Below are 20,839 nucleotides of genomic sequence, written 5' to 3'. Positions count from 1 at the left end.
AATGGCGCTATTCTGGTGCATACCCTGGAGTATACCCATACCAATAAAGGATTACCCCTAAATTGCCAACGGAGTAGGGGGGAAGAGGTGGACGTTGCGGGGAACCGTCAGTGCCGTGAAAAACCACGTCTTTTTTACCGAATTAGCCTACTCACTAAGGGTGAGGCCTTATTTTACGTCGCAAATCCTCCCACTTTTCCTTTGATTTATATCAACTTACCGCCGCCCTAAAACCCTAATGTTTGCAGCATCATTCGAGAATCAGAGGTGTCTATGAGTCACTCATCCGCTCCCGAAAGGGAAAATGGTGCCGTTATTACTGACTGGCGTCCAGAGGATCCGGCGTTCTGGCAACAGCGCGGCCATCGTGTAGCAAGCCGGAATCTGTGGATTTCCGTGCCGTGCTTGTTGTTAGCGTTTTGCGTCTGGATGTTGTTTAGCGCGGTGGCGGTAAACCTGCCCAAAGTCGGGTTTACGTTCACAACCGATCAGCTGTTTATGCTGACCGCGCTGCCGTCGCTGTCAGGCGCGCTGCTGCGCGTCCCTTACGCGTTTATGGTGCCGGTTTTCGGCGGCCGTCGCTGGACGGCGTTCAGTACGGGCATCATGATCGTCCCTTGCGTGTGGCTCGGCTTCGCGGTGCAGGATACCTCCACGCCGTTCAGCGTGTTCGTGATTATCTCCCTGCTGTGCGGCTTTGCCGGGGCGAACTTCGCCTCCAGCATGGCGAACATCAGCTTCTTCTTCCCGAAAGCAAAGCAGGGCGGCGCGCTGGGGATTAACGGCGGTCTGGGCAATATGGGCGTGAGCGTGATGCAGCTGATCGCTCCCCTGGCGATCTCGGTCTCCATTTTTGCAGCCTTTGGCGGCGGTGGCGTTGAGCAGGCGGATGGTTCTTCCCTCTATCTGCAAAACGCAGCCTGGATCTGGGTGCCGTTCCTCGTGGTCTTCACCCTTGCAGCCTGGTTCTTTATGAATGACCTGTCCGCGTCGAAGGCGTCGCTGAGCGAACAGCTGCCGGTGCTGAAGCGTGGACACCTCTGGGTGATGGCGCTGCTGTATCTGGCGACCTTCGGTTCGTTTATCGGCTTCTCGGCGGGCTTCGCGATGCTGTCGAAAACGCAGTTCCCGGACGTGCAGATCCTGCAATTCGCCTTCTTCGGTCCGTTCATTGGCGCACTGGCGCGTTCGCTGGGGGGCATGATCTCCGACCGTCTGGGCGGGACCCGCGTGACGCTGGTTAACTTCGTCGTGATGGCAGTCTTCTGTGCGCTGCTGTTCCTGACGCTGCCTGCTGACGGACAGGGCGGGAGCTTCATCGCCTTCTTCGGCGTGTTTATGGTGCTGTTCCTGACGGCCGGGCTGGGGAGTGCGTCTACCTTCCAGATGATCTCCGTGATCTTCCGTAAGCTGACGATGGACCGCGTGAAGGCGCAGGGCGGAAGCGAAGAGCAGGCGATGCGTGAAGCGGCAACGGATACAGCTGCAGCACTGGGCTTTATCTCTGCGATTGGCGCAATTGGCGGCTTCTTTATTCCGAAAGCGTTCGGCATCTCGCTGGATCTGACCGGCTCTCCGGCGGGGGCAATGAAGGTCTTCCTCATCTTCTATATCGCCTGCGTTGTGATTACGTGGCTGGTATATGGCCGTAATACCAAAAAAAATAAGTAAGTGTGATTATCCGTTTACGCGGCCTTCGGGCCGCGTTTTTTTTGGGTCAAAATAGTTACAACATACTGAAAGCTCTTCTCAGGAAATCCGCAGGCAACACTGTGATCGCCATCGCTTTCCAGGGCGCTCTACCCCTTAATACCTGAGATGTTAAATTTTGCCTGGTCTTTTGTAGGATGAAATTGAAATGACTTTATATTTCATATAGATATGAAATTTATAAAGATACCGCTTTGGTGGTATTCGGTGTAATCCCTCGCCTGAAAGTCCCTCGTCGTCTTGATCGTTATCAATTCTCCCTCTCTTTCAGGGCGTTACCTTCGCTGCAAATCAGCAATGTCGATTTAGAGAGCCACAGGCTCCATACAGGAGATACCCGATGAGCAAGTTTTTGGACCGGTTTCGCTACTTCAAGCAGAAGGGCGAAACGTTTGCCGATGGGCACGGCCAGGTTCTGGATACCAACCGGGACTGGGAAGACGGTTACCGCCAGCGCTGGCAGCATGACAAAGTCGTCCGTTCTACCCACGGCGTAAACTGCACTGGCTCATGTAGCTGGAAGATTTTCGTTAAAAACGGTCTGGTGACGTGGGAAATGCAGCAGACCGACTACCCGCGCACCCGTCCGGATATGCCGAACCATGAACCGCGCGGCTGCCCGCGCGGCGCCAGCTACTCCTGGTATCTCTACAGCGCCAACCGTCTCAAATATCCGCTGATGCGTAAACGCCTGATGAAAATGTGGCGTGAAGCGAAAGTGCAGCACAGCGATCCGGTTGATGCGTGGGCATCCATCATCGAGGACGCCGACAAAGCGAAAAGCTTCAAGCAGGCGCGCGGTCGCGGTGGTTTCGTTCGCTCTTCCTGGAAAGAGGTGAACGAGCTGATTGCCGCCTCCAACGTCTACACCGTGAAAACCTACGGTCCTGACCGCGTGGCAGGCTTCTCGCCAATCCCGGCGATGTCGATGGTCTCTTACGCTTCCGGCGCGCGCTATCTCTCCTTAATCGGCGGTACCTGCCTGAGCTTCTACGACTGGTACTGCGACCTGCCGCCGGCGTCTCCACAGACCTGGGGCGAACAGACCGACGTGCCGGAGTCCGCCGACTGGTACAACTCCAGCTACATTATCGCCTGGGGCTCAAACGTGCCGCAGACCCGTACGCCGGACGCACACTTCTTTACCGAGGTGCGTTACAAAGGCACCAAAACCGTGGCGGTGACCCCGGACTACGCCGAAATCGCCAAGCTGTGCGATCTGTGGCTGGCACCGAAACAGGGGACCGATGCCGCGATGGCGATGGCAATGGGCCACGTCATGCTGCGCGAGTTCCACCTGGATAAACCAAGCCAGTACTTCACCGACTACGTCCGTCGCTACACCGATATGCCGATGCTGGTGATGCTCGAAGAACGTGACGGTTACTATGCCGCTGGCCGCACGCTGCGCGCTGCCGATCTGGTAGATGCCTTGGGTCAGGAAAATAATCCTGAGTGGAAAACCGTCGCCTATAACAGCAACGGCGAGCTGGTGGTGCCAAACGGCTCTATCGGCTTCCGCTGGGGCGAGAAGGGCAAGTGGAACCTTGAGCAGCGTAACGGCACGACCGGTGAAGAGACGGAACTGCGTCTGAGCATGCTGGGTAGCCAGGACGAGATCGGTGAGGTGGGCTTCCCGTACTTTGGCGGCGAAGGTTCCGAGCACTTCAACAAGGTTGAGCTGAAAAACGTGCTGATGCACAAGCTGCCGGTGAAACGCCTGCAGCTGGCCGACGGGACTACCGCGCTGGTCACCACCGTCTATGACCTGACCATGGCGAACTACGGCCTGGAACGCGGTCTGGGTGATGAAAACTGCGCAACCGGCTATGACGACGTGAAGGCTTATACCCCGGCATGGGCGGAGCAGATCACCGGCGTTCCGCGCGCGCAGATCGTGCGTATCGCCCGCGAGTTTGCGGAAAACGCCGACAAGACTCACGGTCGTTCCATGATCATCGTCGGTGCGGGTCTTAACCACTGGTATCACCTCGATATGAACTACCGTGGTCTGATCAACATGCTGATCTTCTGCGGCTGCGTCGGCCAGAGCGGCGGCGGCTGGGCGCACTACGTGGGTCAGGAAAAACTGCGTCCGCAGACCGGCTGGCAGCCGCTGGCGTTTGCCCTTGACTGGCAGCGTCCGGCACGCCACATGAACAGCACCTCCTACTTCTATAACCACTCCAGCCAGTGGCGTTACGAGACGGTCACCGCACAGGAGCTGCTGTCGCCGATGGCGGATAAATCCCGCTACAGCGGCCATCTGATTGACTTCAACGTCCGCGCCGAGCGCATGGGCTGGCTGCCGTCGGCGCCGCAGCTGGGCACGAACCCGCTGCGCATTGCACAAGAGGCGAAGAAAGCGGGCATGTCACCGGTGGATTACACCGTGCAATCCCTGAAGGATGGCTCAATCCGCTTTGCGGCAGAACAGCCGGAAAACGGTAAAAACCACCCGCGCAACCTGTTCATCTGGCGCTCCAACCTGCTGGGCTCGTCCGGTAAAGGCCACGAGTACATGCTGAAGTACCTGCTCGGTACCGAAAACGGTATCCAGGGGAAAGATCTCGGCAAGCAGGGCGGCGTGAAGCCGGAAGAGGTGGAGTGGAAAGACAACGGTCTCGACGGCAAGCTGGATCTGGTGGTGACCCTCGACTTCCGTCTGTCCAGCACCTGCCTTTACTCCGACATCGTGCTGCCTACCGCCACCTGGTACGAAAAAGACGACATGAATACCTCGGATATGCATCCGTTTATTCATCCGCTGTCTGCGGCCGTTGACCCGGCGTGGGAATCAAAAAGCGACTGGGAAATCTACAAAGACATCGCGAAGACCTTCTCCGAAGTCTGCGTGGGGCACCTTGGCAAAGAGACCGACGTGGTAACGCTGCCCATCCAGCACGACTCCGCTGCCGAACTGGCACAGCCGCTGGACGTGAAGGACTGGAAAAAAGGCGAATGCGACCTGATCCCGGGCGTGACCGCACCGCACATCATTCCGGTTGAACGTGACTACCCGGCAACGTACGAGCGCTTTACCTCTATCGGCCCGCTGATGGAGAAAATCGGTAACGGCGGGAAAGGGATCGCCTGGAACACCCAGAGCGAAATGGACCTGCTGCGCAAGCTCAACTACACCAAAGCGGACGGTCCGGCGAAAGGCCAGCCCATGCTGAACACGGCGATTGATGCGGCAGAGATGATCCTGACCCTGGCACCGGAAACCAACGGCCACGTAGCGGTGAAGGCCTGGGCGGCGCTGAGCGCGTTCACCGGTCGCGACCATACGCATCTGGCGACGAATAAAGAGGAAGAGAAAATCCGCTTCCGCGATATTCAGGCCCAGCCGCGCAAGATTATCTCCAGCCCGACCTGGTCAGGTCTGGAAGACGAGCATGTGTCCTATAACGCGGGCTACACCAACGTTCACGAGCTGATCCCATGGCGCACCCTGTCCGGCCGCCAGTCGCTGTATCAGGATCACCAGTGGATGCGCGACTTCGGTGAAAGCCTGCTGGTGTACCGTCCGCCTATCGACACCCGCTCCGTGAAAGCGGTGATGGGCGCAAAATCCAACGGTAACCCGGAGAAGGCGCTGAACTTCCTGACGCCGCACCAGAAGTGGGGTATCCACTCCACCTACAGCGACAACCTGCTGATGCTGACCCTGTCGCGCGGCGGTCCGATTGTCTGGATGAGCGAAGCGGACGCCAAAGATCTGGGTATTGAAGATAACGACTGGATCGAAGTGTTCAACAGCAACGGTGCCCTGACGGCGCGTGCGGTGGTGAGCCAGCGCGTACCGGCCGGGATGACCATGATGTACCACGCGCAGGAACGTATCGTGAACCTGCCGGGGTCAGAGATCACCGAGCAGCGCGGCGGGATCCACAACTCCGTGACCCGCATTACGCCGAAGCCGACCCACATGATCGGTGGCTATGCGCAGCTGGCCTACGGCTTTAACTACTACGGCACCGTAGGATCGAACCGCGATGAGTTCGTGGTGGTACGTAAGATGAAGAATATTAACTGGTTAGACGGCGAAGGTAATGACCAGGTACAGGAGAGCGTAAAATGAAAATTCGTTCACAAGTCGGCATGGTGCTGAATCTGGATAAATGCATCGGCTGCCATACCTGCTCGGTCACCTGTAAAAACGTCTGGACCAGCCGCGAAGGTATGGAATACGCCTGGTTCAACAACGTGGAAAGCAAGCCGGGCACCGGCTTCCCGACCGACTGGGAAAACCAGGAGAAGTGGAAGGGCGGCTGGATCCGCAAAATCAACGGCAAGCTGCAGCCGCGCATGGGTAACCGCGCTTGGCTTCTGGGAAAAATCTTTGCTAACCCGCACCTGCCGGGCATCGAGGATTACTACGAGCCGTTTGACTACGACTACCAGAATCTGCACAACGCGCCGGAAGGTAAACACCAGCCGATCGCCCGTCCCCGCTCGCTGATCACCGGTCAGCGCATGGACAAAATTACCAGCGGTCCAAACTGGGAAGAGATTCTGGGCGGCGAGTTCGAAAAACGCGCCAAAGACCAGAACTTTGAGAACATGCAGAAGGCGATGTACGGCCAGTTCGAAAATACCTTCATGATGTATCTGCCGCGCCTGTGCGAGCACTGCCTTAACCCGGCGTGCGTGGCGACCTGCCCGAGCGGCGCCATCTACAAGCGTGAAGAAGACGGCATCGTGCTGATCGACCAGGACAAGTGCCGCGGCTGGCGCATGTGCATCACCGGCTGCCCGTACAAAAAGATCTACTTCAACTGGAAGAGCGGTAAGTCCGAGAAGTGCATCTTCTGCTACCCGCGTATCGAAGCCGGTATGCCGACCGTCTGCTCCGAGAGCTGCGTAGGCCGTATTCGCTACCTCGGCGTGCTGCTGTACGACGCGGACGCGATTGAAAACGCCGCGAGCACCGAGAACGAGAAGGATCTGTATCAGCGTCAGCTGGATGTCTTCCTCGACCCGAACGATCCGAAAGTGATTGAGCAGGCGCTGAAGGACGGCATTCCGCAGAGCGTAATCGACGCCGCGCAGCAGTCTCCGGTGTACAAAATGGCGATGGACTGGAAGCTGGCCCTGCCGCTGCATCCGGAATACCGCACGCTGCCGATGGTCTGGTACGTGCCGCCGCTGTCGCCGATTCAGTCTGCCGCTGACGCGGGTGAGCTGGGCAGCAACGGCATTCTGCCGGACGTGGAGAGCCTGCGTATTCCGGTTCAGTACCTGGCCAACCTGCTGACCGCAGGGGATACCCAGCCCGTACTGCTGGCGCTGAAGCGTATGCTGGCGATGCGCCACTTCAAGCGTGCCGAAACCGTGGACGGCGTAACCGACACCCGCGCGCTGGAAGAGGTCGGTCTGACCGAAGCGCAGGCGCAGGAAATGTACCGCTATCTGGCGATTGCCAACTACGAAGACCGTTTCGTGGTGCCGAGCAGCCACCGTGAGCTGGCCCGCGAGGCCTTCCCGGAGAAAAACGGCTGTGGCTTTACCTTTGGCGACGGCTGCCACGGGTCAGACAGCAAATTCAACCTGTTCAACAGCCGCCGCATCGACGCCATGGATGTGACCAGTAAAACGGAGCCGCACTCATGATTGAACTCGTCATTGTTTCGCGTCTGCTCGAGTACCCGGATGCTGCGCTGGCGCAGCACCAGCAGGAACTTTTTGATGCGCTTGCGGCATCTGAAAACCTGGATAAAGAAGATGCCCAGAAGCTGGGCGTTTTCCTCCGTGACCTGCTGGCGCGCGATCTTCTTGATGCGCAGGCGGACTACAGTCAGCTGTTTGATCGGGGGCGTGCGACCTCGCTGCTGCTGTTCGAACACGTTCACGGTGAATCCCGCGACCGCGGTCAGGCGATGGTTGACCTGATGGCACAGTACGAGCAGCACGGCCTGCAGCTCGACAGCCGCGAGCTGCCGGATCACCTGCCGCTCTATCTGGAATATCTGGCGCAGCTGCCAAAAGAAGAGGCGCTGGGCGGTCTGCAGGACATCGCGCCGATCCTGGCGCTGCTCGGCGCGCGTCTTCAGCAGCGTGAGAGCCGCTACGCGGTGCTGTTCGATCTGCTGGTGAAGCTCGCCAACGCCTCTGTCGACAGTGAAAAAGTGGCGGAGAAAATCGCCGATGAGGCCCGTGACGATACGCCACAGGCGCTGGATGCGGTCTGGGAAGAAGAGCAGGTCAAATTCTTTGCTGACCAGAACTGCGGCGAGTCTGAAATCGCTGCTCACCAGCGCCGTTTTGCCGGCGCGGTTGCCCCGCAATATTTGAATATCTCTAACGGAGGACGGCACTAATGCACTTCCTGAATATGTTCTTCTTTGACATTTACCCGTACATCGCGGGCACCGTGTTCCTGGTGGGAAGCTGGCTGCGTTACGATTATGGCCAGTATACCTGGCGTGCCGCCTCCAGCCAGATGCTGGACCGCAAGGGGATGCACGTCGCGTCTAACCTGTTCCACATCGGGATTCTGGGCATTTTTGCCGGTCACTTCCTCGGGATGCTGACGCCGCACTGGATGTATGAAGCGTGGCTGCCGATTGAGGTGAAGCAGAAGATGGCGATGATCGCGGGCGGTGCCTGCGGCGTGATGACCCTTGTTGGCGGCCTGCTGCTGCTCAAGCGTCGTCTGTTCAGCCCGCGCGTGCGTGCGACCACAACCGCAGCGGATATCCTGATCCTCTCCCTGCTGATGGTACAGTGCGCGCTGGGTCTGCTGACCATTCCGTTCTCGGCGCAGCATATGGACGGAAGCGAAATGATGAAGCTGGTCGGCTGGGCGCAGTCCGTGGTGACCTTCCACGGCGGAGCATCTGAGCACCTGGACGGCGTGGCGTTTATCTTCCGCGTTCACCTGGTGCTGGGGATGACGCTGTTTGTGCTGTTCCCGTTCTCCCGCCTGGTCCACATCTGGAGCGCGCCGGTGGAGTACCTGACGCGCAAATACCAGATTGTACGCGCCCGTCGCTAATTCGCCGTTTTGATACTAACCCCGCGCTCGCGGGGTTTTTTTTCACCCCAGCCCAGGTTGTTGCCTGCGGCAGCAAACAGGATCAGCGCGCCGCCCGCCAGCTGCGTCAGGTTAAGCGCGTGTCCGAACACCAGATTATCGACAACAATCGCCACCACCGGATAGATAAACGACAGGGAGCCGGTGATGGGCGTAGGCAGATTCTGAATTGCGCTGTAGAGCAGCTGGTACATAATGCCGGTATGGACAATGCCGAGCGTCAGCAGCATCGGCCAGGGGAAATCGCCGGAAAATGACGGCAGGCTGGCAAACGGCAAAAGCATCACGACGCCGGTCAGCACCTGGATAAAGGCAATATGCTGCGGTGCGATTGTTTTCAGTTTGCGCGCAATGATTGCCGTCAGCGCGTAGAAGAAGGCCGCGGCCATGGCCAAACCTATTCCGGTGAGCCATTCGCTGCCATGCGCGCCGGTCAGCTCGCTGGAGAGCAGGATCACCACGCCGCCAAAGGCGAGGAATAGCCAGCCCCATTTTACCAGGCTGACGCGTTCGCCCAGAAACATCCCCATCAAGACCAGCATAAAAGGCTGGGTGTTATAGACCACAGTTGAAAGACCAATTGAGATGCGCTCATAGGCCGCGAAGAGCAGCAGCCAGTTCACCACGAGCGCCACGCCGCCGAGAATAGCCAGCAGCAGCGTGGTGCGGGTGAGGGGGCTGAAGGGCTTTTGACTTGCCCGGATAAAAATAAAAAGCGCCATAGCCCCGATAAGACAGCGCCAGAACACCACTTCCGTCACCGGCAGACCGGAGAGCAAAACAAACGCGCCGATAGAGCCGGAAATTAACATCGCGAGGCTCATTTGCCAGACGCCTTTATGGAAATCACGCATCATCCACCTCCTGATTAATGACGCTATTGTCGAAAATCGCTGTCGGGTTTTACAGGGGTGAGATAAGGTTGAAGAGGTAAATGACTTTTTAAAATTAGGTGAAAAGAATGGAATGCCTTATCGATGATATCGACCGACAAATTTTAACCTGTCTGGTTGAGGATGCGCGCATGTCGTTGAAGGTGCTCAGCGGCCGCATCGGTCTGACGTCCCCCAGCACGGCAGAACGCCTGAAGCGGCTGGAAGAGCGCGGTGTGATTCAGGGGTATGGTGCACGGGTGAATCTGGCGGCGCTGGGGTATACGCTGCAGGCGCTGGTACGCGTACGGCCGTTGCCAGGGCTGTTGCATAAGGTGGATAAGTATATTCAGGCGATGCCGGAGTGTATTGAGAGCGACAAAGTGACCGGGGAAGATTGCTTTGTGATTAGGCTGGTGGTGCGGTCAATCGAACAGCTTGATGCGCTGCTGGACGGCCTGGCGGAACATGCCCAGTGTAATACGTCGATTGTGAAGAGTTCGCCGGTCAGGCGTCGTTTGCCTCCGATGTAGGTTTCTGTCGCCGGGTGGCGGTTGCGCCTTACCCGGCCTACAAGGGCGGACTCGGTTTTTTTATGTTGGGGAAGTGATGGTGGTGGGGGAAGGATTCGAACCTTCGAAGTCGATGACGGCAGATTTACAGTCTGCTCCCTTTGGCCGCTCGGGAACCCCACCAGGGGTAATTCAAATTTTGAGGTCGTGCTGAGAGATGGTGGTGGGGGAAGGATTCGAACCTTCGAAGTTGATGACGGCAGATTTACAGTCTGCTCCCTTTGGCCGCTCGGGAACCCCACCACGGGGTAATGCTTTTTACTGGCCTGCTTCCTGCTGGAAGCGGGGCGCATCATATCAAATGAGACGCCCCTGTAAAGCTTTCCTTTAGGGAAATGAAGTTGTTTGCCTGCTTTTTATCCGTAAAGGCGCAAAGCTAATCAATTCATTTTCCGAAAGATTAAAGAATGATGGTTCTGTTGCCGTAAACGAAGACACGCTGGGCCAGTACCTGATACAGCGCGCGGCTTAACACATTCTTCTCAACGTCACGCCCTGCACGCATCATGTCCTCAGCGGTGTAAGTGTGATCCACATGAATCACGTCCTGCATGATGATGGGACCTTCGTCCAGATTGTCATTCACGTAGTGGGCTGTCGCGCCGATGATCTTCACGCCGCGCTCGTACGCCTGGTGGTATGGACGCGCACCAATAAAGGCCGGCAGGAACGAGTGGTGGATGTTGATGATCTTGTTCGGGAAACGCGCCACGAAAGACGGCGTTAACACGCGCATGTATTTCGCCAGCACCACGTAGTCCGGGTTATGCGCTTCAATGGCCTGCGCCATCAGGTCGTCGTGTTCTTCACGCGTATGGCCTTCATGGCTAACCAGCTCGAACGGAATATCAAAGCGCTCGACCAGCGAGCGCAACGTCTCATGGTTGCCAATAACTGCCGCAATTTCGACATCCAGACCGCCGTAGTTGGCTTTCATCAGCAGGTCACCCAGGCAATGTGCTTCTTTAGTCACCAGGATCACGATGCGGCGTCGGCCCGCAGGGGTCAGCTCGCGCACGGAGCCTTCCGGAAGCGCGCTGTCCAGATCGGCCAGCAGGGTGGTGTCGTTGAAAATACCTTCCAGTTCGGTACGCATGAAGAAGCGGCCGGTACGGTGGTCAACGAACTCGTTGTTCTGCACGATATTCAGTTCATGTTTGTAGCAAATGTTGGTAATTCGTGCGATCAGCCCTTTTTGATCGGGACAGATGGTGCGCAGAACTTTACGTTGTAATGATTGCATCGCCGGGAAATCCTGTTTGTATTTGCGAAGTCTGGGTTGTCAGGCATTACTGCCCGCAACACTTTTTAAATTTTTTACCTGAACCACACGGACAGGGATCGTTACGACCAAACTGTGGACGCGTTCCGTCAATATAATACCATTGCCCGCGCTCCTTTAAGAACCGGGAACGCTCGATAATGGCGCCAGGCTTAGCGTTCTCGGTAAAACGGGCAACAAAGCTGACGTAACCTTCATCTTCATGACTGCCTGGAGAGGATTCATAGACGGTGAGGCCGAGCCACTGCGTGTTCGCAAACCCGGCTTCGATGTCCTGTTTGAAATCGGCTGCGTGGCAGGATGGATGCCAGGTTTTAATCAGGTAGTCTGCGTCTTTGATCACAAAAGCAGTGTACCGTGAACGCATAAGGTGTGACGGGTCTGGTGCAACCTGATCGCCAGAAAGATATCGCTGGCAACATAGGCTATACTCCAGAGCGCTACCACAAGGGCAGAGTTGAGACACGATTCTCTTCCTGGAACAAAAAATAAAGGCGTAAAACGCTTCGGGTAGCACTATGTTAACTGAGGCGTTGCGTTGATGCCATGTCAGGAATCCAGGGGACGTAAAACAGGACTAATGAGAAAGGTTAAAATTGGGCTGGCGCTGGGTTCAGGTGCCGCCCGGGGATGGTCACACATCGGCGTGATTAATGCCTTAAATCAGATGGGCATTACTGTCGATATTGTTGCAGGGTGCTCAATCGGATCGCTTGTCGGCTCCGCTTACGCGTGCGGAAAGCTACCGGAGCTCGAGACGTGGGTGCGCTCCTTCAGCTACTGGGACGTGCTGCGTCTGATGGACCTCTCCTGGCAGCGTGGTGGACTGCTGCGCGGCGAACGCGTCTTTAATCAGTTCCGCCAGGTTATGCCCCTCGAAGACTTCACTGATTGTCAGATGCCTTTCGGCGCCGTCGCGACGAACCTCAGTACAGGTCGCGAACTCTGGCTAACCGAAGGGGATATCCATCTTGCCGTGCGTGCCTCCTGCAGTATGCCGGGACTCATGGCGCCTGTCCCACACAACGGTTACTGGCTTGTCGATGGTGGCGTCGTTAACCCGGTTCCCATCTCTCTGACGCGTGCAATGGGCGCTGACATCGTGATTGCCGTCGACCTGCAGCACGACGCCCACCTTATGCAACAGGATCTCATGCCGGTCAATCTCCAGAGCGAAGATGCTGAGGGCGAGAAACTGGCCTGGCACGAGCGCCTGCGCGGAAGAATCGGGCGTATGGCCGCACGTCGTTCGGTTGCTGCGCCGACGGCGATAGAAATCATGACCACGTCAATTCAGGTACTCGAGAATCGCCTTAAACGTAACCGTATGGCAGGCGATCCTCCGGATATTCTTATTCAGCCGTACTGTCCGCAAATCTCTACTCTTGATTTCCATCGGGCTGAGGCCGCCATCGCAGCGGGCTCGTTAGCCGTCGAAAAGAAAATGGACGAATTGTTGCCTTTTGTGCAAACCGTACGTTAAGCACCTTTTTTTGACTACTTCAGCAAAATCTGACAGGCGATAGTGCCGATCGCATGCCACTATTTAGTTACTGTCAGCCAGGGGAGGAACCATGACGCAGCCATTGGCCGGAAAACACATTTTGATTGTTGAAGACGAGCCCGTTTTCCGATCGCTACTGGATTCGTGGTTATCCTCGCTGGGCGCAATGACGTCACTGGCTGAAGATGGCATCGACGCCCTGGAAAAAATGATCAGCATTACGCCCGATTTGATGATTTGCGACATTGCGATGCCGCGCATGAATGGACTGAAGCTGGTTGAGCATCTGCGTAACGAAGGCAATCAGACGCCGATTCTGGTGATCTCTGCCACCGAAAACATGGCGGATATCGCAAAAGCATTACGTCTTGGGGTACAGGATATTCTGCTTAAACCGGTTAAAGATTTGAATCGGCTGCGAGAAACGGTCTTAGCGTGCCTTTATCCGAATATGTTTAATTCCCGGGTAGAGGAAGAGGAACGTCTTTTCCAGGACTGGGACGCTCTGGTGAGTAATCCGCCTGCTGCGGCGAAACTGTTGCAAGAACTCCAGCCGCCCGTCCAGCAAACTATTTCCCACTGTCGCGTAAATTATCGGCAGCTGGTGGCCGCTGACCAGCTAGGGCTGGTGCTGGATATTGCGCCACTGTCTGACTCTGACCTTGCGTTTTATTCCCTGGATGTCACCCGGGCGGGGGATAACGGTGTATTAGCGGCGTTGCTTCTTCGTGCGCTATTTAATGGTTTGTTGCAGGAACAGTTATCCCATCAGGGACAACGGTTGCCGGAGTTAGGCAGTTTACTCAAACAGGTAAACCAGCTTTTTCGTCAGGCCAATTTGCCTGGACAGTTTCCGCTATTGGTCGGCTATTACCACAGCGGTTTAAAAAATCTGATCCTCGTTTCAGCCGGTCTCAATGCATCACTGAATACCGGTGAACACCATATTCAGGTGAGTAACGGTGTACCGCTTGGGACGTTGGGAACGGCGTATCTTAATCAAATTAGCCACCGCTGTTCCTCCTGGCAGTGCCAAATTTGGGGCGCCGGGGGGCGGCTACGCTTAATGTTGTCCACGGAATAAGCAATTGGATCGTCATTTTAAGATTGCTTTACCTGTGTTTTGCGGGGAGTGCTACTATCGCTGCCCGGTTTCATGCGTATTTATCCTAATTGATCGGCAACGCGTTCTTTTCAGACCCGGACTGCGGGGCGAGGCTGATATACTCAACGCGTTATTTATTGCATAAAAGTTCAAAACTTGAACAGCTCAGGAGAATTTGAATGGCTGCCCTAAATTCGAAAGTCAGAAAGGCCGTTATCCCGGTAGCGGGATTGGGGACCAGGATGTTACCAGCAACCAAGGCGATTCCTAAAGAGATGCTGCCTCTGGTTGATAAGCCATTAATCCAGTATGTCGTGAATGAATGTATCGCAGCCGGCATCACTGAAATTGTGCTGGTTACGCATTCATCTAAAAACTCTATCGAAAACCATTTCGATACAAGCTTTGAACTTGAAGCCATGCTGGAAAAGCGCGTTAAGCGTCAGCTGTTAGAAGAAGTTCAGTCTATTTGCCCTCCACACGTCACCATTATGCAGGTTCGTCAGGGGCTGGCGAAAGGTCTGGGCCACGCTGTTATGTGCGCGCACCCTGTCGTGGGTGATGAGCCTGTAGCGGTAATTCTGCCTGACGTTATTCTGGACGAATACGAATCCGATCTTTCTCAGGATAACCTGGCTGAAATGATCAAACGTTTCGACGAAACCGGCAGCAGCCAGATTATGGTTGAGCCTGTTGAAGACGTAACGGCATACGGTGTGGTTGACTGCAAAGGCGTTAACCTTGAGCCGGGTGAGAGTGTGCCAATGGTTGGCGTCGTAGAGAAGCCTAAAGCCGACGTAGCGCCTTCAAACCTTGCTGTTGTAGGTCGCTATGTCCTGAGTGCTGAAATCTGGCCGCTGCTTGCTAAAACGCCTCCAGGAGCGGGTGATGAGATCCAGCTGACGGATGCCATCGATATGCTGATCGAGAAAGAGACCGTTGAGGCCTACCATATGAAAGGTAAGAGCCATGACTGCGGTAATAAGCTCGGTTATATGCAGGCGTTTGTTGAATATGGTATCCGCCACAATACCCTCGGCGAAGAATTTAAAACCTGGCTCAAAGAGAGCGTAGGTATTAAGAAATAAGCCACCGCTGCAAATGTTCAAACCGGTGAGGCGTTGCCCACCGGTTTTTTTATGCCCGTAACACTCCCGAAAACCTGTCTTAAAGTACAGTCGATGAAATTGCTAAATAATGCTTTATGACAGAGTGTAAGAGGATGTTTGCGGCAAATTTAGGTTAAAAAAAATCCCGCAATAAGCGGGATTTTTCTGAATAAGGCTCGATTAATCCTTGATCAGGAAGTCGTCCAGCTGTTTACCTTGCTCATCCATCGCTTTCTTGATAACAGCAGGAGTACGACCCTGGCCAGTCCAGGTTTTAGTTTCGCCGTTCTCATCAACGTAGCTATATTTAGCAGGACGGGCAGCACGCTTTGCTTTAGTACCGGTTTTAGCGGCAGCCATGCTGTTCAGCAATTCATTTGGATCGATACCATCAGCAATCAGCATTTCACGATATTGCTGCAGTTTACGAGTACGTTCTTCGATTTCAGCCGCAGCAGCGCTTTCTTCTTCGCGACGTTCATTAACTACAACTTCTAATTTTTCCAGCATTTCTTCAAGCGTTTCGAGGGTGCATTCTCTTGCCTGCGCACGAAGAGTACGGATGTTGTTCAGAATTTTAAGTGCTTCGCTCATTGTAGTAATCTCAAACTTATAATGGGGGGTGGTTTGTTGACCTAATAATAGAGCCATAAATTCAGTTGTGCAATAGCCAGGAATGTAAGGAATTCAAAAAATACTAAATATTGCCGCTATTATTAATTACGCTAACTTAAATTCCGCCACCCAGCAGTCTCGGTTGTTATCATCTGAGCATGCTAAAACAGGCCGCCTGCATCTTTTTTTTGTGACATTTCCCGCAGGAATTATAGTTGCGGCGGAGAAATATCAGCCTTTTGTATTAGTTCTCACCCCTGGTGTTAAGCCTGAAATAGTTAATAAATAGTGAATCTTAAAGAACACGGATTCCACTATAAAAAGAAGTGTTATGTTTGGTTGAACTTATAACCTCGTCGTCTGGCTGAATGCGTTTACTTCATGTTTTAACGGGTTATTTTGTTAAACAGACGGTACTGAACGCCGTACTGAACTGCATCCTCTGTGCGCTGCATCGCTGATGACCAGACAAAATATGGTACAATGACTCATCGGGAATATTACACATTGATTAGGGTTTTACGGCCAATGGCACAACTTTATTTCTACTATTCGGCAATGAATGCCGGGAAATCCACCGCGCTGCTGCAATCCTCGTACAATTACCAGGAGCGAGGGATGCGTACCGTTGTTTATACGGCGGAAATTGACGATCGCTTTGGCGCGGGGAAGGTGAGCTCCAGAATAGGGCTCTCGTCGCCAGCAAGGCTGTTTAACCCGAAAACCGATCTGTTTGAAGACATTCGTGCAGAACATGCTGCGCAGCCCATTCATTGTGTCCTGGTCGATGAAAGCCAGTTTCTGACGCGTGAACAGGTCCATGCCCTGTCAGAGGTAGTCGATGAGCTTGATATCCCCGTGCTGTGTTATGGCCTGCGCACGGATTTCCGCGGCGAGCTTTTTGAGGGGAGCCAGTATTTGCTCGCCTGGTCGGATAAACTTGTCGAACTGAAAACGATCTGCTTCTGCGGTCGTAAAGCCAGTATGGTACTTCGTCTTGACCAGGCCGGGAAACCTTATGCAGATGGCGAGCAGGTGGTGATAGGCGGCAATGAACGCTATGTTTCGGTCTGCCGTAAGCATTATAAAGAAGCGCTGTCTGTAGGCTCGCTGACGGCAATTCAGCACGACAACAGAAAATAACGTCTGGCTTATTATTCACACATAAAAAAACCCGCCATAAAGGCGGGTTTTTCATCTGCTGATGTCAATTAAGCGCTTTTCTTCGCTTTCTTGTCAGCTTTGATGACAGAGGCTTCTGTTTTCACAGCGGCAACGTCACCTTCTTTGAACTCACGACCGTAGTAGGTATCCAGCAGAATCTGTTTCAGCTCGGAGATCAGTGGGTAGCGCGGGTTAGCACCAGTACACTGGTCATCGAATGCATCTTCAGACAGCTTATCTACGTGAGCAAGGAAGTCAGCTTCCTGTACGCCCGCTTCACGGATTGACTTAGGAATACCCAGTTCAGCTTTCAGGCTTTCCAGCCATGCCAGCAGTTTCTCAATCTTGGCAGCAGTACGGTCGCCCGGTGCGCTCAGACCAAGGTGGTCAGCGATTTCAGCATAGCGACGACGTGCTTGTGGACGGTCGTACTGGCTGAAAGCAGTCTGCTTGGTTGGGTTGTCGTTAGCGTTATAACGGATAACGTTGCTGATCAACAGGGCGTTCGCCAGACCGTGAGGAATGTGGAACTGTGAGCCCAGTTTGTGCGCCATTGAGTGGCAAACACCCAGGAAGGCGTTGGCAAACGCGATACCGGCGATGGTTGCGGCACTGTGGACACGTTCACGTGCTACAGGGTTTTTAGACCCTTCGTTGTAGGACGCTGGCAGGTTTTCTTTCAGCAGTTTCAGAGCCTGCAGAGCCTGACCGTCAGAGAACTCAGATGCCAGTACAGAAACGTAGGCTTCCAGGGCGTGAGTTACCGCATCCAGACCACCGAACGCACACAGAGACTTCGGCATCTCCATGACCAGGTTCGCATCAACGATAGCCATGTCTGGCGTCAGTGCGTAGTCAGCCAGTGGGTATTTCTGACCGGTTGCATCGTCTGTTACTACCGCGAAAGGCGTGACCTCTGAACCGGTACCGGAAGTGGTGGTGACCGCGATCATTTTCGCTTTTACGCCCATTTTCGGGAACTTGTAGATACGTTTACGGATATCCATAAAGCGCAGCGCCAGTTCTTCGAAGTGAGTTTCTGGATGCTCGTACATCACCCACATGATTTTCGCGGCGTCCATTGGGGAACCACCACCCAGTGCGATAATCACATCTGGTTTGAAGGAGTTAGCCAGTTCAGCACCTTTACGTACCACGCTCAGGGTTGGGTCAGCTTCAACTTCGAAGAACACTTCAGTTTCGACGCCAGCCGCTTTCAGCACAGAGGTGATCTGGTCAGCGTAGCCGTTGTTGAACAGGAAACGGTCAGTCACGATGAGCGCACGTTTGTGGCCATCAGTAATCACTTCATCCAGCGCGATTGGCAGAGAGCCACGGCGGAAGTAGATAGATTTCGGAAGTTTGTGCCACAACATGTTTTCAGCTCGCTTAGCAACGGTTTTCTTGTTGATCAGGTGTTTTGGACCAACGTTTTCAGAGATGGAGTTACCACCCCAGGAACCACAACCCAGAGTCAGGGAAGGTGCGAGTTTAAAGTTGTACAGGTCACCGATACCACCCTGAGAAGCAGGGGTGTTGATCAGGATACGTGCGGTTTTCATCATCTGACCGAAGTGAGCAACACGCTCTGGCTGGTTATCCTGGTCAGTGTATAGACAAGAGGTGTGACCGATACCGCCCATGGCAACCAGCTTCTCCGCTTTCTCTACCGCCTCTTCGAAATCTTTCGCACGGTACATGGCAAGCGTAGGAGACAGTTTTTCGTGTGCGAACGGCTCGCTTTCGTCAACAACTTTCACTTCACCGATCAGGATTTTGGTTGTTGCCGGAACGGTAAAGCCTGCGAGTTCAGCAATTTTGTAGGCTGGCTGACCCACGATAGCGGCGTTCAGCGCGCCATTTTTCAGGATGATGTCCTGAACCGCTTTCAGCTCTTTGCCCTGCAGCAGGTAGCCGCCGTGGCTGGCGAAACGTTCGCGAACCGCGTCATATACGGAATCCACAACCACAACAGACTGTTCAGATGCACAGATTACACCGTTATCGAAGGTTTTAGACATCAGTACAGACGCGACAGCACGTTTGATGTCAGCAGTTTCGTCGATAACAACAGGGGTGTTACCCGCGCCCACACCGATAGCCGGTTTACCGGAGCTGTATGCAGCTTTAACCATGCCTGGACCACCGGTCGCCAGAATCAGGTTAATGTCCGGGTGATGCATCAGCGCGTTGGAGAGCTCAACAGAAGGTTGGTCGATCCAGCCAATCAGGTCTTTTGGTGCACCCGCAGCAATAGCGGCCTGCAGGACGATATCTGCAGCTTTGTTGGTCGCGTCTTTCGCACGTGGGTGTGGAGAGAAGATGATTGCGTTACGGGTCTTCAGGCTAATCAGTGATTTGAAGATAGCGGTAGACGTTGGGTTAGTGGTCGGAACGATACCGCAGATAATGCCGATAGGTTCAGCGATGGTGATAGTACCGAAGGTGTCGTCTTCAGACAGCACGCCACAGGTTTTCTCATCTTTATAGGCGTTGTAGATATACTCTGAAGCAAAGTGGTTTTTGATCACTTTATCTTCAACGATACCCATGCCGGATTCGGCAACGGCCATTTTAGCGAGAGGGATTCGAGCATCTGCAGCAGCCAGTGCGGCCGCGCGGAAGATTTTATCAACCTGTTCTTGGGTGAAATTGGCATATTCACGCTGGGCTTTTTTCACGCGCTCGACGAGGGCGTTCAGTTCAGCGATATTAGTAACAGCCATAATGCTCTCCTGATAATGTTTAAACTCTTTTAGTAAACCAGCGCTCGATACGTCACACAGTATAGACAGAGCCGATAGCACTTGCGTAACACAAAATAAAACAAAGAGTTACTTTCTACACCAGCACACTAATTTACTAAAAGAGCCTTACCTTAGCATCATCCCTTTTTGGCAGGTGGCCTCCCTGGGGGTGTAACCAAGATTACTCACTTCTGAGTACGAAAATCATGATCTGCGTCAATTTTCCCCTAAGCTGATACCTTTCAGCAGGGTTATTTCGTGCTGATTTTTCCAGTGTTAAATAATTACGTAAGTATTGGAAGCGGCACTATCATTGATTATACAAATGTTTAACATCCTGAAATGATAACGTTTTGGTACAGATTTCAAGTGAAGTATGCTGATAAAAAGGGTATCTTCAGCGCGATTTCTCATGACAAATTGTCAGTCCAGGGCATATGTATAAGCGGAGCAAAACGTGATCCAAACGCTCTTTGATTTTCCAACGTATTTTAAATTTTTTATTGGTTTGTTTGCCCTGGTCAACCCGGTGGGGATCATTCCTGTCTTCATTAGTATGACGAGTTACCAGACAGCGGCGGCCAGGAATAAGACCAACCTCACCGCTAACCTGTCGGTGGCGATCATATTGCTCACCTCTCTTTTTCTGGGGGACGCCATTCTCCAGCTTTTCGGGATTTCGATAGATTCTTTCCGCATTGCAGGTGGGATCCTGGTGGTGACCATCGCCATGTCCATGATCAGCGGTAAGCTGGGCGAGGATAAGCAGAATAAACAAGAGAAGTCAGAAACCGCCATCCGCGAAAGCATTGGCGTGGTGCCGCTGGCCTTACCGCTGATGGCCGGTCCTGGGGCCATCAGTTCAACCATTGTCTGGGGCACGCGTTATCATAGCCTGATGCACCTGATTGGCTTTTCCGTGGCTATTGCCATTTTTGCGCTCTGCTGTTGGGGCGTGTTCCGCATGGCACCCTGGCTGGTGCGCTTGCTGGGTCAGACGGGCATCAACGTCATTACGCGTATCATGGGTCTGTTGCTGATGGCGTTAGGGATCGAATTCATCGTAACGGGTATTAAAAGCATTTTCCCCGGATTATTGCATTAATACTTCATATGAAAG

At 54.1% G+C, this 20,839-nt stretch carries 16 protein-coding genes and 2 tRNA genes; 11 read left to right on the top strand and 7 right to left on the bottom strand.

Going from position 1 to position 20,839, the window contains the following annotated elements; translation table 11 throughout:
- The first annotated feature begins 273 nt into the window (after positions 1–273).
- The 5 genes from PI91_RS15570 to narI all read left to right on the top strand — a co-directional run bounded on the left by PI91_RS15570 (position 274) and on the right by narI (position 8,710).
- Positions 274–1,671, top strand: coding sequence for a NarK family nitrate/nitrite MFS transporter (locus PI91_RS15570; protein WP_032652255.1), 1,398 nt, complete (start codon positions 274–276; stop codon positions 1,669–1,671).
- Positions 1,672–2,050: 379 nt separating this feature from the next.
- Positions 2,051–5,794 (top strand): nitrate reductase subunit alpha, encoded by a 3,744-nt coding sequence (locus tag PI91_RS15565; RefSeq protein WP_039266553.1) that lies wholly within the window; start codon positions 2,051–2,053, stop codon positions 5,792–5,794.
- The gene (gene narH / locus PI91_RS15560) at positions 5,791–7,326 is read left to right on the top strand and encodes a nitrate reductase subunit beta (RefSeq protein ID WP_021240341.1); all 1,536 of its coding nucleotides are present in this window, start codon (positions 5,791–5,793) and stop codon (positions 7,324–7,326) included. Before PI91_RS15565 ends, narH begins: the two co-directional genes overlap by 4 nt.
- Positions 7,323–8,033 (top strand): nitrate reductase molybdenum cofactor assembly chaperone, encoded by a 711-nt coding sequence (gene narJ, locus PI91_RS15555; protein WP_008503001.1) that lies wholly within the window; start codon positions 7,323–7,325, stop codon positions 8,031–8,033. The genes narH and narJ overlap by 4 nt, the downstream gene beginning before the upstream one ends.
- Positions 8,033–8,710 (top strand): respiratory nitrate reductase subunit gamma, encoded by a 678-nt coding sequence (narI, locus tag PI91_RS15550; RefSeq protein ID WP_021240339.1) that lies wholly within the window; start codon positions 8,033–8,035, stop codon positions 8,708–8,710. The genes narJ and narI overlap by 1 nt, the downstream gene beginning before the upstream one ends.
- On the opposite strand, the gene PI91_RS15545 is transcribed toward narI, so the two are convergent.
- Positions 8,707–9,603 carry a DMT family transporter gene (locus PI91_RS15545; protein ID WP_039266552.1) on the bottom strand — a complete coding sequence of 299 codons (897 nt, stop codon included), beginning with the start codon at positions 9,601–9,603 and terminating at the stop codon, positions 8,707–8,709. The two genes, narI and PI91_RS15545, sit on opposite strands and share 4 nt — an antisense overlap.
- A 107-nt stretch (positions 9,604–9,710) precedes the next feature.
- Between PI91_RS15545 and PI91_RS15540 the strand changes: the two genes are divergently transcribed.
- Positions 9,711–10,154: an Lrp/AsnC family transcriptional regulator gene (locus PI91_RS15540; RefSeq protein ID WP_032663340.1), complete on the top strand. Its 444-nt coding sequence runs from the start codon at positions 9,711–9,713 to the stop codon at positions 10,152–10,154.
- Between the two features lie 77 nt (positions 10,155–10,231).
- Here PI91_RS15540 and PI91_RS15535 read toward each other — a convergent pair.
- The 4 genes from PI91_RS15535 to PI91_RS15520 form a co-directional block, all read right to left on the bottom strand.
- Positions 10,232–10,316, bottom strand: a tRNA-Tyr gene (locus tag PI91_RS15535).
- Between the two features lie 35 nt (positions 10,317–10,351).
- Positions 10,352–10,436: transfer RNA gene (locus PI91_RS15530), tRNA-Tyr, on the bottom strand.
- A 157-nt stretch (positions 10,437–10,593) separates the two neighbouring features.
- Positions 10,594–11,436 (bottom strand): formyltetrahydrofolate deformylase, encoded by an 843-nt coding sequence (gene purU / locus PI91_RS15525; RefSeq protein ID WP_021240336.1) that lies wholly within the window; start codon positions 11,434–11,436, stop codon positions 10,594–10,596.
- Positions 11,437–11,482: 46 nt separating this feature from the next.
- Complete coding sequence (locus tag PI91_RS15520) at positions 11,483–11,941, bottom strand: YchJ family protein (protein ID WP_032623056.1); 459 nt, start codon at positions 11,939–11,941, stop codon at positions 11,483–11,485.
- A gap of 114 nt (positions 11,942–12,055) precedes the next feature.
- Between PI91_RS15520 and rssA the strand changes: the two genes are divergently transcribed.
- The 3 genes from rssA to galU all read left to right on the top strand — a co-directional run bounded on the left by rssA (position 12,056) and on the right by galU (position 15,172).
- Positions 12,056–12,958, top strand: a complete 903-nt coding sequence (gene rssA / locus PI91_RS15515; protein WP_039266551.1) for a patatin-like phospholipase RssA — start codon at positions 12,056–12,058, stop codon at positions 12,956–12,958.
- Positions 12,959–13,049: 91 nt separating this feature from the next.
- Entirely contained in the window at positions 13,050–14,063 is a 1,014-nt protein-coding gene (gene rssB, locus PI91_RS15510; RefSeq protein ID WP_039266550.1) for a two-component system response regulator RssB, read from the top strand.
- 200 nt (positions 14,064–14,263) lie between these two features.
- Positions 14,264–15,172: a UTP--glucose-1-phosphate uridylyltransferase GalU gene (galU, locus tag PI91_RS15505; RefSeq protein ID WP_008502780.1), complete on the top strand. Its 909-nt coding sequence runs from the start codon at positions 14,264–14,266 to the stop codon at positions 15,170–15,172.
- Between the two features lie 201 nt (positions 15,173–15,373).
- On the opposite strand, the gene hns is transcribed toward galU, so the two are convergent.
- On the bottom strand, positions 15,374–15,787 hold the full coding sequence (gene hns / locus PI91_RS15500) for a histone-like nucleoid-structuring protein H-NS (RefSeq protein WP_008502781.1): 414 nt from the start codon (positions 15,785–15,787) through the stop codon (positions 15,374–15,376).
- A gap of 549 nt (positions 15,788–16,336) precedes the next feature.
- Between hns and tdk the strand changes: the two genes are divergently transcribed.
- A complete protein-coding gene (gene tdk, locus PI91_RS15495) occupies positions 16,337–16,951 on the top strand; it encodes a thymidine kinase (RefSeq protein WP_008502782.1) in 615 nt (204 codons plus the stop codon).
- Between the two features lie 68 nt (positions 16,952–17,019).
- On the opposite strand, the gene adhE is transcribed toward tdk, so the two are convergent.
- Entirely contained in the window at positions 17,020–19,698 is a 2,679-nt protein-coding gene (adhE, locus tag PI91_RS15490) for a bifunctional acetaldehyde-CoA/alcohol dehydrogenase (protein ID WP_008502783.1), read from the bottom strand.
- A 478-nt stretch (positions 19,699–20,176) separates the two neighbouring features.
- Here adhE and PI91_RS15485 point away from each other — a divergent pair, with 478 nt between their 5' ends.
- On the top strand, positions 20,177–20,824 hold the full coding sequence (locus PI91_RS15485; RefSeq protein ID WP_021240330.1) for a YchE family NAAT transporter: 648 nt from the start codon (positions 20,177–20,179) through the stop codon (positions 20,822–20,824).
- Positions 20,825–20,839 lie beyond the last annotated feature (15 nt).

It is taken from the genome of Enterobacter sp. FB (genome assembly GCF_000805795.1).
Classification (GTDB): Bacteria; Pseudomonadota; Gammaproteobacteria; order Enterobacterales; family Enterobacteriaceae; genus Enterobacter; species Enterobacter roggenkampii.
Note: the sequence above shows the minus strand (reverse complement) of the source record. Positions and strands in the feature narration are given on the sequence as shown.

Excerpts from the sequence above, each read along its gene's own strand:
- PI91_RS15570 (WP_032652255.1), top strand. The coding sequence starts at position 274 with ATGAGTCACTCATCCGCTCCCGAAAGGGAAAATGGTGCCGTTATTACT.
- PI91_RS15565 (WP_039266553.1), top strand. The coding sequence starts at position 2,051 with ATGAGCAAGTTTTTGGACCGGTTTCGCTACTTCAAGCAGAAGGGCGAA.
- narH (WP_021240341.1), top strand. The coding sequence starts at position 5,791 with ATGAAAATTCGTTCACAAGTCGGCATGGTGCTGAATCTGGATAAATGC.
- narJ (WP_008503001.1), top strand. The coding sequence starts at position 7,323 with ATGATTGAACTCGTCATTGTTTCGCGTCTGCTCGAGTACCCGGATGCT.
- narI (WP_021240339.1), top strand. The coding sequence starts at position 8,033 with ATGCACTTCCTGAATATGTTCTTCTTTGACATTTACCCGTACATCGCG.
- PI91_RS15545 (WP_039266552.1), bottom strand. The coding sequence starts at position 9,603 with ATGCGTGATTTCCATAAAGGCGTCTGGCAAATGAGCCTCGCGATGTTA.
- PI91_RS15540 (WP_032663340.1), top strand. The coding sequence starts at position 9,711 with ATGGAATGCCTTATCGATGATATCGACCGACAAATTTTAACCTGTCTG.
- purU (WP_021240336.1), bottom strand. The coding sequence starts at position 11,436 with ATGCAATCATTACAACGTAAAGTTCTGCGCACCATCTGTCCCGATCAA.
- rssA (WP_039266551.1), top strand. The coding sequence starts at position 12,056 with ATGAGAAAGGTTAAAATTGGGCTGGCGCTGGGTTCAGGTGCCGCCCGG.
- rssB (WP_039266550.1), top strand. The coding sequence starts at position 13,050 with ATGACGCAGCCATTGGCCGGAAAACACATTTTGATTGTTGAAGACGAG.
- galU (WP_008502780.1), top strand. The coding sequence starts at position 14,264 with ATGGCTGCCCTAAATTCGAAAGTCAGAAAGGCCGTTATCCCGGTAGCG.
- hns (WP_008502781.1), bottom strand. The coding sequence starts at position 15,787 with ATGAGCGAAGCACTTAAAATTCTGAACAACATCCGTACTCTTCGTGCG.
- tdk (WP_008502782.1), top strand. The coding sequence starts at position 16,337 with ATGGCACAACTTTATTTCTACTATTCGGCAATGAATGCCGGGAAATCC.
- adhE (WP_008502783.1), bottom strand. The coding sequence starts at position 19,698 with ATGGCTGTTACTAATATCGCTGAACTGAACGCCCTCGTCGAGCGCGTG.